8 protein-coding genes and 2 tRNA genes are annotated in these 11,427 nt (G+C 57.6%); 3 read left to right on the top strand and 7 right to left on the bottom strand.

Features of this window, described 5'->3' with window-relative positions:
• Positions 1-20: 20 nt before the first annotated feature.
• From KI787_11835 to KI787_11805, 7 genes are all read right to left on the bottom strand, one after another.
• Entirely contained in the window at positions 21-1,196 is a 1,176-nt protein-coding gene (locus KI787_11835; GenBank protein ID MBV6630642.1) for an outer membrane beta-barrel protein, read from the bottom strand.
• Between the two features lie 68 nt (positions 1,197-1,264).
• Positions 1,265-2,296 (bottom strand): FecR domain-containing protein, encoded by a 1,032-nt coding sequence (locus KI787_11830; GenBank protein ID MBV6630641.1) that lies wholly within the window; start codon positions 2,294-2,296, stop codon positions 1,265-1,267.
• A 1,081-nt stretch (positions 2,297-3,377) separates the two neighbouring features.
• Positions 3,378-3,453 (bottom strand) — tRNA-Glu (locus KI787_11825).
• A 19-nt stretch (positions 3,454-3,472) separates the two neighbouring features.
• Positions 3,473-3,548 (bottom strand) — tRNA-Ala (locus tag KI787_11820).
• 95 nt (positions 3,549-3,643) lie between these two features.
• The gene (locus tag KI787_11815) at positions 3,644-5,467 is read right to left on the bottom strand and encodes a monovalent cation:proton antiporter-2 (CPA2) family protein (protein MBV6630640.1); all 1,824 of its coding nucleotides are present in this window, start codon (positions 5,465-5,467) and stop codon (positions 3,644-3,646) included.
• Between the two features lie 155 nt (positions 5,468-5,622).
• Positions 5,623-6,432 carry a M48 family metallopeptidase gene (locus tag KI787_11810; GenBank protein ID MBV6630639.1) on the bottom strand — a complete coding sequence of 270 codons (810 nt, stop codon included), beginning with the start codon at positions 6,430-6,432 and terminating at the stop codon, positions 5,623-5,625.
• 187 nt (positions 6,433-6,619) lie between these two features.
• Positions 6,620-7,345, bottom strand: coding sequence for a phosphoadenylyl-sulfate reductase (locus KI787_11805; GenBank protein ID MBV6630638.1), 726 nt, complete (start codon positions 7,343-7,345; stop codon positions 6,620-6,622).
• A 130-nt stretch (positions 7,346-7,475) separates the two neighbouring features.
• Between KI787_11805 and KI787_11800 the strand changes: the two genes are divergently transcribed.
• The 3 genes from KI787_11800 to KI787_11790 all read left to right on the top strand — a co-directional run bounded on the left by KI787_11800 (position 7,476) and on the right by KI787_11790 (position 11,425).
• Positions 7,476-8,516: a glycosyltransferase family 9 protein gene (locus KI787_11800; GenBank protein MBV6630637.1), complete on the top strand. Its 1,041-nt coding sequence runs from the start codon at positions 7,476-7,478 to the stop codon at positions 8,514-8,516.
• An 11-nt stretch (positions 8,517-8,527) separates the two neighbouring features.
• Positions 8,528-10,555, top strand: coding sequence for a thioredoxin family protein (locus tag KI787_11795; GenBank protein MBV6630636.1), 2,028 nt, complete (start codon positions 8,528-8,530; stop codon positions 10,553-10,555).
• Between the two features lie 177 nt (positions 10,556-10,732).
• Complete coding sequence (locus tag KI787_11790) at positions 10,733-11,425, top strand: MBL fold metallo-hydrolase (protein ID MBV6630635.1); 693 nt, start codon at positions 10,733-10,735, stop codon at positions 11,423-11,425.
• Positions 11,426-11,427: the final 2 nt, after the last annotated feature.

Raw genomic sequence — 11,427 nt, 5'->3', positions numbered from 1 at the left:
GTGTGTTGGGCGGCGTTAGTTTAATTAAGGCTCACGTCGAAACCCAGTTCTACAAGACTGGCGTCGAAATCGCGGGTGTCTGCAGTCGCTTCACGTTCCACATACCGCACCCGACCGAAAACGGAAAAGCCGCGATCCAGCGTGTACTCAGCACGGAACTGTGCAAGGAGTAAATCGTCTCCATCACTGGTTCCGCTACGGATAAATTCACGCTCTCTGAACTCTCCACCTAAAGTGACTACAAAGCGTTCGTTCCAGTTCCGTTCCCAGTAAAGTTGATGGTTCATGGAGTCGAAAAATGCGGTTCCAGAGAAGTAGCTTGCATCGAAGGTGCGATTCGTAGCGACACGGACCGAGTCTGTGGCCGTGGGTTGAATGGTTATCTCTGCGCTCCAATAGCTCGCCTCTAGGGAAAACCCAGAGTCATCTGAACGTTCTGCATACCCCAGGCGAACATCTCCCGAAGTCCGCGCGGTCGCTTGCCACCGAACTCCGAGTAGGCCGGCAGTGGTGTCACCCGAGCGTAAAAACTGACCTACTTCATTTTCGAAGTCAAGAGCGCTATAGGTCAGGTTGGTGAAGACGCCTGTTTTTGCCGTTAAGTTAAGACCGATGATTGCTCCGGCGGTGTAACCCTCGCGGTTGAGAAACGCCGTTATCTCTTCGTTTGTGGTGTAGTTTCTCTCAAAAAAACTGAGATCGACTTCAGTAAATGCACTTCCCCTGATTTGACCGTCTCGCCGCCATTTCAGCCGGCCCCTGGCCTCCGTCCAAAGGTCAAGCTGGCGGTTCTCAGAATCATCTCCCTCTGTGCGCACCTCCCCAAAAGGGTCGTGACCGCGTTGATATGCCGCATTGACTTCGACTGATTGGTAGCCGCCTCTCCACAAAGAATTGGCACTTGCCAAGTAATCTAAAAAGCTGTCTTCACTCGAGCTATTGAAAGCTCCCCCGCTGGCACTGAGCAGGAGAGAGTTATTGAACTGAGCGCCAGCGCGTAGTAAGCGAATAGTCGGAGTTACGATCGCGCCTGTTACGTTCTGAGAGTTGATGTCGCGGCTGTAGAAGTTGTCGTTGACCACCGCTACAGAAGACAGCGCTACATCCAAATCTACGGGCGGGGCAGAGAAGGCTGTAAGCGGTGTGCAGCACCACACTGCCACTGCTAGATGAACGATACGAGAGTGTTGCATCACCGACGTAAACCTCCGGGCGTGTTTTTAAATTTATTCAAACCAACAAACTTTTTAGACCTAATGCCCTTTTAAAACGGGCTTGGTGGCGTTGGGGTTGTTGTCGGCGGTGGTGGCGATGGCGATGGCGACGGTGATGTCGTTGGTGCAGGTGTAGGGGTGAGCGATGGCGACGGTGATGTCGTTGGCGCAGGCGTAGGCGTGAGCGAAGGCGACGGTGATGTCGTTGGTGCAGGTGTAGGGGTGAGTGAGGGCGACGGTGACGTCGTTGGCGCAGGCGTAGGCGTGAGCGAAGGCGACGGTGATGTCGTTGGCGCAGGCGTAGGCGTGAGCGAAGGCGACGGTGATGTAGTTGGCGCAGGCGTGGGCGTAACCGACGGTGACGGCGATGCCGTTGGTGAGGGTGTGGGCGTTAGTGAGGGGCCGGGAGGGTCTGTAGGGCTTGGGGCCTGAGTGGGCACCGCCTCAATGCGATCTAAGGTATCGGGGCCGGCATCAAAGAATAGGTTATCTCTGGGCTCAGGACCCGCCTCTACCCTTACTGGTCCTCCATCATTGACTCTTAGCGTTGAATTACTTGGGATCGTGGTCACCACCCCATCCCGCCGAATCTCCAGCTGGCCTGCCCCATTCGATACTGTTAGCACAGGGCCACCGTTTCCCTCATTAAGAGACACTTGGAAGGTGGTATTGCTCGCGTAAATATCTCCAAAGGGCGTGGAAAGAATGACTTGTCCACCCGATTCGGCAACGTCCCCGGTAGTCATCTCAAGCTCACCGAGTCGTAGCAATAAGGAAACACGGCCATCTTGGGGGCGATCAGCATCGTAGATGACTTGTCTAAGGACTAATTCAGAGTCTGCGCCTAGTACGAGCTTAGAGCCGTCCAACAAGCTGGCGTAAATTGTTGACGCGGGGCCTGTTGAAAGCTTGTCAGCCTGAAAGAGTGCCAATCCGGTGATGGCATCTACCGTATTGGCCTGCCGGACGACAGTCGCTCGGCCCGAAAGCCGCTCTACTTCACCCACCGTTGTCTCAGCCCAAACCAAGGTTGGGACCGCAAGGGCGAAAAAAACCTGCGCCCACTTGGAGAGCTGTTGCATGTGTCCTTCCTGTCATGTGTACATGCGTTTGCCGCAATTCTGCCGACTTAAGGCACTCAAAGCAACGTGGCGCTGCATCAATCTGCTATGCACGGAGTTCAGCTGCAGCGAACGCAATGATTATCTGCCCTAAACTATCCTGCCGTCTTTTGCGCCGCAGTGACGCGGTAAGGAATTCGTCTGCAGTATGCCTTGCAGGCTTTGGCTGGCCATCGCTTATGACATTTGATCACTCGCTCATCTGTGTCATATCGAACCATCGCGTAAGACTGCAAACAATCCTAAAGGGCTCATTTGAGTAGCCCCTCGGCCTTGGCAACTTGCTATAAGTGAAAGGCATAGTGTGCTAAGCCAGACCTTCAAGCAAGCGGGATGGCAAAGAACTCGACAGTGAGGAAGCACCTTTAAAGTGCTGATCCAGCGTCTGACGAACTGCAACTCAGCGACGCAATATCGGATTGCATATGAGGTTGCGATAATGAGTCTCTAGGCCTTGGCCAGCATGCCTTTGGGCTGGGAGCTGTGGCCACCTAGACACGCGTTGTGCTACGTCACGAAATCCCGTGCGGCTTGGTGGACACTCCTCACATTGGGGGACAATGCGATTATCTTCGGTTTTTTTAAGCTTCCTGAAGTTGATGTGCGCTCCACCCCGCGCGAGTGTTCTCTATCAGGCCATATATGCCCTTCTCAAGGGTGGGGGATCAATTTTCGGGCTTTGCCCGTGCTGAGCCGTGCTGGATACTTGCTGTTCCACAGCGATTTGGGCCACTTATTAGAAGGTACTCCGCCCGTGCCTTTGGCGTAATGGCCAAGAAGAAAGTGCGCAAAAATACTTAGCCTGGCTTGAAAACCTTGTTAATAGGGAAACTCTGGAATAAGCAGAGCACATATCGCGTCTGAAAGGTTTTCACGTACCGAAGCCCTCAGAGGGCTGGGGAGTCTGAGCCTCACCGTGGCGAAGGGCAAGCATGGCGTCCGGTACGGTTTTCGCACCAACTGGTCGAACGTCTGAGCTTTGCGTTGGTCGGTACGGTTCGCAGATAAAGAAAAACCCGCACAAGGCGGGTTTGTCTTTATATGGCGTCCCCACGGGGATTCGAACCCCGGTTGCCGCCGTGAAAGGGCGGTGTCCTAGGCCTCTAGACGATGGGGACCTAAAACTGTTTTCACGCTTGGTGGAGCTAGGCGGGATCGAACCGCCGACCTCCTGCATGCCATGCAGGCGCTCTCCCAGCTGAGCTATAGCCCCGACTTGCGCGAAGCCCCGTAGTATAACGGGTGTACAGAATCGTGCAAGGGTTTGGAAGAAAAAAATTTGCAGCTGGGCTGCGCGCCAGTCGGTCCTTATCGGGTTTCTTGCGGGCCTGAAGAGTCAGCTGACCCAGCAGGCGCGGGCGTGCGCAAGGCCTGCCCCGATTCGAACAGCGCGCGTAGATCTTTGCGGAGGGTATGTGTGGTTTCGATGAGGTGCTCGGTGTCCTCGCGTTTTTCGAGTTGTTTGCGTAGCAGGCCCTCGTCCGCCTCGCGGAAAACGGCGATGGATTGCTGGGCGGTCTCTTCGTCGTCACCAAGCCGTTGCAGTAAATGGCCGCTGAGCTCCAGGCTGGATAGCCACGTTTCTCGTATGACTTCGTCTACACCCAACTCCATGAGGTGCATGGCCTGTTGGCGGTCGCGGGCACGGGCCATCAGCACTAGATGTGGGAAATGACGTTTGGCCAGATCCACGATGCGCGTGGCGGCATTGTAGTCGTCTAAGGCCAGCACCAGCACCTTGGCGTCGCGCGCGCCGGCCGCACGCAAGGTTTCCAGGCTGGCAGGTTCGCCAAAATAGACTTTGTTGCCAAAGCGGCGAACCAGCTCGACGTGTTCGGCGTCGCGCTCTAGTGCGGTAAAGGCAATGCCGCGCATGTGCAGCACGCGGGCCACGATCTGGCCCATGCGGCCAAAGCCGGCGATGATCACGGGCGTGCTTTCGTCGTCGATGGTGTCAAAGGGCTGTTTGCTATCCGCGTCGCGGCCTTCGGCGATGCGGCTAGCGAGCATGAACAAACCAGGGGTTAGCAGCATAGACACAATCACGATGCCGATGAGGCGGTCGGTGAGTGCGTGAGGAAACACATGCAGCCCCTCTGCTGCATGGAAGAGTACGAAGGCAAATTCCCCGCCTTGGCCGAGGATGAGTGCCAGTGGCAAGGCTGTTCGCCAGGGCATTTTCAGCAGGCCTCGAGCAATACCCGCTAGCGTGCCGGCTTTAATCACGATGAGTAGCAGCGCACCGCCGATAATGATGTGGGGTTCGGCAGCGAGTAGCTGCAGGTCGGCTGACATCCCCACCGAGATGAAGAATAGGCCGAGCAGCAAGCCCTTGAACGGGTTGATGTTGGCCTCTAGCTCATGTCGATACTCGGATTCGGCCAACAGCACTCCGGCGAGAAAGGCGCCTAGGCCAGCCGACAATTCAGCCGCCTGCATCGCTAGAGCGCTACCAATCACCACCAGCAATGCGGCTACGGTGAAGGTTTCATCGCTACCCCAGCGCGCAACCATCTTGAACAAGGGACGTAGCAGCAGGCTGCCGCCTACAACCAAAACCACAATGGCCAAAAGGCCCTTGCCAATGGCCATCCAGGCGGGGTCACCGCTGTTGGTTGCTGCTTCACTTAGTGCTGGCAACACGGCTAAGCCAGGAATAACCGCTAAATCCTGGAACAACAATACGCCGAATGCTGAGCGGCCATAGTCGGTGTTGAGGGAGCCTTGTTCGGCCAAGGTTTGCAAGACGAAGGCTGTCGATGACAGGCCTAGCGCGAAGCCTAGGAACACGGCGTGGGGCCAGCTGAGTCCGGCAAGGCTGCCAGCCAAAATCGCGAGCGGCGCAGTCGCTGCCAATAGTTGCAGGCTTCCAGCGCCAAAGATGGCATTGCGCAGTCGCCACAAGCGCATAGGCTTCAGCTCGAGGCCAATGACGAAAAGCAGCAAGACCACGCCGATTTCCGCGATTTGCATCACGGCTTCAACCTCGCCAATGAGCCCGAGCACTTGGGGGCCAATGACAACGCCGCCTGCCAAATACCCCAATATCGCGCCGAAGCCAGCGCGTCTAAACAGTGGAACCGCGATCAGTGCGGCTGCCAAGTAGATGGCAACGTCGGCAATTTGGTGCATGCGTATCTAACCCCGGCAGACCGGTGGAAATGAATGTGTCCTGCGCGAGCCGCGACCTCATCCATGGCCCCTGCATGGTTCGCGGCCAGCTTGATTGGTCCGATGCGGTATGGCTCAGCGCCTTCGGTTCCCCTCAGTGTCGCAGAGAATGCACCTCAACGCGGGTCGCGGCAGTTCGGCCTTTGGCCACTTTGTCGAGCTTGTTCGTAAATCGGTACGGTTTGCTTGAATTGGCGCCGCAGCTCTTCGATGCGCGTGCCGTGAGAGGGATGCGTGGATAAAAATTCTGGAGGTTGGCCTTGGGCCTGGCGGGCCATGTTTTGCCACAAGCTGACCGATTCGCGAGGATCGAAGCCAGCCTTGGCCATCAGCACTTGGCCCAAGACATCGGCTTCGGATTCCTGAGCGCGTGAGAAGGGCAATAGCACACCAACCTGCGCGCCCAGGCCGAGCAGGCTCATGATTTGCCGCTGGTTGGCGACTCCGTAGGCACCGGATACCGCATCGGCAATCTGCAGTCCTGCTTGGGCCACATAGCCAGTGGACACGCGTTCGTTCGCGTGTTCGGCTTGAACGTGGGCAATCTCATGCCCGATGACGGCGGCCAGTTGGTCCGCATTAGTGGCCACATCTAATAAGCCGGTGAATACGCCAATTTTGCCTCCGGGAAGAGCAAAGGCGTTGGCAGAGTCATCGTCGAAGAGGGTGACTTCCCAGCTGCCCGGGACCAGTTGGGTTAAGGCCGAGCTGACACAAGCGACATAGCGCCGGGCGACCGGATCCGTGGAGATGGTGCTGCTCTGCTTGGTTTCGTTATAAGCCGCGGCGCCCATTTCCGACATTTGTTCGTCCGGAAACAGTTTGAGTGTGCGCCGACCCGTGGGCGAGGTGGAGCAGGCTACCACCAGCGCCATAACGCTCATCAGCGCAATCAGTGCACGCGGCTGGTGCAGCAGTCCAGACATGGTCTTCTCCGCAGTCGGTCTATAAGTCGGATTCTACGCTAGCAGCGTGTGTCGCCAAGGGGCGTGTCCACGATCTAAGACTCAGCGCTGGCTAAGGGCAAGCAACGGCCATGCCGACTTCAAACCATGACTAAGAGAGTTGGTTGCGAGCTCCGCTTTGCTGAGGGCGGTGTCCGGACCTGGTGACTTAAAGGTGGAGTCCGCACTCGGTTTTGGGTTTGCCGGCCCAGCGTCCACTACGGTCATCGCCTTTGAGCGTGCAATGGGTGCAGCCAATGGATTGATAGCCCTGTTCCACCAGTGGGTGAAAGGGAAGGTCATGCTCGCGAATGTAAGCATCACGTTCCTCGCGAGTGACATCAATCATGGGATTGAATTTGAGGATTCCGCGACGAATCTCAAAAATATCCATATCCGCCCGGTGGTCAGTCTGCCAGCGCATCAGGCTGGACACCCAGACATGGTAGTTGGGCTTGACTGCTTCCAGAGGCTCGACTTTGTTGATGCTGCAGCAAAAGTCGGGGTTCTTTTCCCAGGTTTTGTCGTCCTGAGTGAACTGATGCTTCCAGTCCTCGGCTTTCAGTGCGAACACCTCTAATCCGTACAGCTGGCTCAGGTACTCCTTGTACTCCAGGGTTTGCTGGAAGTGGTACCCGGTATCAATAAAAGCGATCTTTTGGGTGGGACGAATGCGGTGGATGATGTGCAGAAAGTAGGCCGAAGTTGCCGCGAAGCTGGAGGTGATCAGCGTTCTAGATTCGTCAAAGTAGTCGTATAGCTTCCGAATCCGCTCTTCGAAGTGGCAGGGCGCAAATTCCGCATTGAGCTCGGCGAGCTGGCTCGGAGTGATGCCGGCACTGTTGACCAGCGTATCGTCGCCGGAAGTCGTGTCGGCGGCTGCGGAGGCGGACATAAGCGCATGCCAAATAGAAACGAGGCTGTACTATATGGATTGTGTCTATGTCTTTCCAGGTTCTATAACTAAATAGAATAAACATGCAGTCTGAGCATGGAGCCTCGCCCAGTTCCGTCATACTTCAGCGATGACCGCTCTGAACTCTGCTCCCAACTCCATTTGTATTCTCCGCCTCTCGGCCTTGGGAGATACTACCCACATCATCCCGGTGGTGAAAAGCCTGCAAGCGCAGTGGCCACAGGCCCATATCACCTGGATCATCGGCCGCTTTGAACACAAATTGCTGCGCCTGTTACCGGGCGTGGAGTTCCTCGTGTTCGATAAGAAGGCCGGTCGGGCTGGGCGCCAAGCCCTCAGCGAGGCGCTCCGTGGGCGGCAGTTTGATGTGCTGATGTTGATGCAGCTGTCTTTACGCGCGAATTGGCTCAGCCGCAAGGTGCGCGCCTCTGTGCGCCTGGGTTATGACGCCATGCGCTCCAAGGAAGGCCACAGTTTGTTTATTAACCGGCGGATTCCGGCGCATCCGCGCGGGCATGTTGCGCAGACCTTGATGCAGTTCGCGACCAGTTTGGGCGCCGCGCCGGTATGGGACTGGAGCTTGCCGAGTCAGGCTGCCGACGAGCAGTGGGCGCAGCAGCATGCACCGTCCCAGCCTTTTGCGGTGATTAGCCCTTGCTCTAGTCATCGCCTGCGAAACTGGACGGTGGCTGGCTACATCGCCTTAGCGCAGCATCTGCAGCGCCGCTGGGGTCTGCATATTGTGCTGTGCGGAGGGCCTACAGAGCTGGAGCGTAGGACGGCTGCGGCCATTGCTGCGGAGTTGGACGCAGGGGTGACTAACTTGGTGGGGCAGGACACCTTGCCGCAATTTCTAGCGCTGCTCCGCCAGGCACGTTTGTTGATTACTCCGGATTCTGGACCTGCTCATATGGGAACGGTGGCTGATATCCCTGTGCTCGGTCTGTATGCGGCAACGGATCCGGCCCGCAGTGGCCCTTACCATTGGCGTGACCACTGCGCTAATGCTTTTGCCCAGGCTGCACAGCAATTCCGCAGCAAAGCGGCTACGGAACTTCGCTGGGGCAGCAAAATCGAAGAGCCCGGTGTGATGGAGTTACTCCACCCTCAAGTCGTCTGTGCGGCGGCCGACGCCATTCTTCAACATTGATGAAATTCTGCATGCTCACTCTGCTTTATCGCGTGTTGGCCACGCTGGCTTTGCTGTTGCTAGTGCCGCTTGCGCAGGCCCAGTTTGGTCAGGGGCCAGAGCCTGTGCTCGCTGAGCTATTTCTGCCTGCTGAACAGGTGGAGCCAGGTAGCACGATCTCTGTCGCCGTTCGGCTCACTCCCGATAAAGGCTGGCATACCTATTGGCAAAACCCTGGAGATGCGGGGCGCGCGACCCAGGTCGCGTTTTCAGGCATTGAGGGGATGCAGGTCGCTGGTCCGCGCTGGCCGGTGCCGGAACCACTGCCGGAGGGCGAGCTGCTGACCTATGGCTATGGTCATAGCCACACTTTGCTCTACGACATCACTTTGCCGACGGCGCCAGCAGGCACCGAGCTCAGGCTGGAAGCGCGTGCGGATTGGTTGGTGTGTAAGGACATCTGCATCCCTGGCTGGGCCGAGCTAGAGCAGGCCATCCGACTTGGTTCGCCAGGCCCCCAACTGAATGCCGATGTTTTTGCTGCGGCACAAAAAGCGCTGCCGCAGGAAAAAATAGCGCAACAGGGGCGTATGCAAATTGTTGACGGGCGCCTGCGCTTGCAACTGCCCCAGTCGGTGTCGGCCCGACCTGGAGAACTACTGCCGGCACAGCAATACCTGCTGAATCACGCCGCCGGGCCAGGGTGGTCTCAGCAGGCCCCTTGGCGTTTGACCTGGCCAGTATTGGACCCGGCCTCCACAGTCCTACCGACTCGCTTGAGCGCGCTTCTGCTAGAGCGCAACGGCGCCCGCTGGGTGGAGTTTGTGCCGGGCGAGGTGGCGCCGGTCACTTCCTCGGCGCAGCTTCCCGGGGTGAGTCTCGGTGTGGGCATGGCGTTGCTGCTGGCTTTCGGTGGCGGGGTGCTGCTGAATCTCATGCCCTGCGTATTTCCGGTACTGGCGCTCAAAGCCATGGGCCTGGCGCGTGGAGAGAATCTCAGTCAGAAGCGGCGTGAGGCGCTGATCTACACCCTGGGTGTGCTGCTGAGCTTCTTGTTGCTAGCCGGTTTATTACTAGCGCTGCGCGCCAGTGGCGCAGCGCTGGGATGGGGCTTTCAGCTGCAAAATCCCGCGGTGGTCGCGGGCCTGGGTGTGCTGATGGGCTACCTGGGGCTAGCGATGCTGGGATGGACCCAACTGGGGAGTCGTTGGATGGGCCTGGGCCAAAGCCTGACCGAAGGCCACGGCCCGCGCCAAGCCTTTTTTACGGGTGTGCTGGCCGTGGTGGTGGCCAGCCCCTGTACGGCCCCATTTATGGGCGCGGCCTTAGGTTATGCCGTTACACAACCAGCCGTCGTTGCTATGGCCATCTTCGCGAGCTTGGGCTTAGGCTTGGCGGCGCCTATCCTGCTCTTGGCCATCGTGCCCGTTTTAGCCCGCCGCTTGCCCAAGCCTGGTCCTTGGATGGATAAGGTCAAACATGTGTTGGCCTTGCCATTATTTGCAACGGCTTTGTGGCTGTTTTGGGTGGTTGCCGGACAGGCGGGCATTGTCGCGTTGCTTGCGGCATTGACGAGCTTGGCCGTCTTGGCGGCGGTAAGTCGAATGATCAACGGCGAGTTTTGGCTATCCTCCGCGGCTGCACGGCGCAGTGGCTGGTTGATGGCCCTAGTGCTGCTGGCGGCGCCTTTGGCCTTGCCTCCTGCCGAACAGCGACTAGATGGTAGCTGGCAGACTTGGTCGCCAGAGCGAGTCGCGCAGTTGCAGGAACAGGGCCAGCCCATTTTTGTGGACTTTACTGCGGACTGGTGCATTTCCTGCCTGGTCAATGAGCGCACGGCTTTGGCCGATGATGCCGTCCAAGCCGCCTTTGCCGAGCAGGGCGTTGTGTTACTCAAGGCCGACTGGACCCGTCAAGACCCGGCCATTACCGCTGGTTTGGCCGCCTTCGACCGCAACGGTGTCCCGCTTTACTTGCTGTATGACCGCCAGGGGCAAGTTCAGGTCTTGCCGCAAATCCTGACGCCGGGCATCGTCATGAAGGCTCTCGGCGCACTTTAACCGCGTCAGCTCAGCTTTGATCCCATCTCCCGTGAGTGGCGGGAGGCTTGGGTGCGCTCCTGAGCGAGTTGTGGCTTTGTGCGGTCAGGCCCAAGGGTTTGGTTCAGGCCCTGCTGACTTGAAGACTGCGCTGCAGGGCATATAATTTAGGTTATATATATATGCAGGAAAGTTATTATGCTTTTTCGCCAGCTCTTCGACAGCAGCTCATCGACCTACACTTATCTTTTGGCCTCCGGCTATGGTCGAGAAGCGTTGATCATTGATCCGGTCAAAGAGCATGCACAAAGCTACTTGCAGCTCATCGACGAGTTGGATCTGAAATTGGTCCGCGCCATCGATACTCACACCCATGCCGACCATGTCACAGCCTTGGGCGACTTACGCAGTGCAACCGGTTGCATCACCCTCATGGGAGAGTTCACCCAGGCCGAGTGTGTCTCGGATCATGTACGTGAAGGCGATGTGCTCGATATTGACGGCGTCCGCCTCAAGGCCTTGTACACGCCGGGGCATACCGATGAGTCTTTCAGCTTTGTGCTGGGTAACAATGAGGCCGTATTCACTGGCGATGTGCTGCTGATCCGGGGCTCGGGCCGGACCGACTTTCAGGGCGGCGATCCACACAAATCGTGGGACTCCATCGTCAATAAGCTCTTCACTCTGCCGGACCACACTCTGGTGCTACCCGCCCATGACTACAAGGGTTGGACGTCTTCGAGCATTCGCGAGGAAAAGCAGCACAACCCGCGTTTGGCTGGGAAAACCGAAGCCGAATATGTGGAGATCATGAACAACCTCAACCTGCCCGACCCCAAGCTCATGGATGTGGCCATACCTGCCAATTTAGCCTGCGGTCACGCGGACTAACT

Origin of the sequence: Oceanococcus sp. HetDA_MAG_MS8 (assembly GCA_019192445.1) — a bacterium.
Lineage (GTDB): Bacteria > Pseudomonadota > Gammaproteobacteria > Nevskiales > Oceanococcaceae > MS8.
This window is presented reverse-complemented; position numbering and strand designations above follow the sequence as displayed.

What these genes read in the sequence shown, in the direction of transcription:
- KI787_11790 (MBV6630635.1), top strand. Translation starts at nt 10,733, where the DNA reads ATGCTTTTTCGCCAGCTCTTCGACAGCAGCTCATCGACCTACACTTAT.
- KI787_11810 (MBV6630639.1), bottom strand. Translation starts at nt 6,432, where the DNA reads ATGTCTGGACTGCTGCACCAGCCGCGTGCACTGATTGCGCTGATGAGC.
- KI787_11800 (MBV6630637.1), top strand. Translation starts at nt 7,476, where the DNA reads ATGACCGCTCTGAACTCTGCTCCCAACTCCATTTGTATTCTCCGCCTC.
- KI787_11815 (MBV6630640.1), bottom strand. Translation starts at nt 5,467, where the DNA reads ATGCACCAAATTGCCGACGTTGCCATCTACTTGGCAGCCGCACTGATC.
- KI787_11830 (MBV6630641.1), bottom strand. Translation starts at nt 2,296, where the DNA reads ATGCAACAGCTCTCCAAGTGGGCGCAGGTTTTTTTCGCCCTTGCGGTC.
- KI787_11805 (MBV6630638.1), bottom strand. Translation starts at nt 7,345, where the DNA reads ATGTCCGCCTCCGCAGCCGCCGACACGACTTCCGGCGACGATACGCTG.
- KI787_11795 (MBV6630636.1), top strand. Translation starts at nt 8,528, where the DNA reads ATGCTCACTCTGCTTTATCGCGTGTTGGCCACGCTGGCTTTGCTGTTG.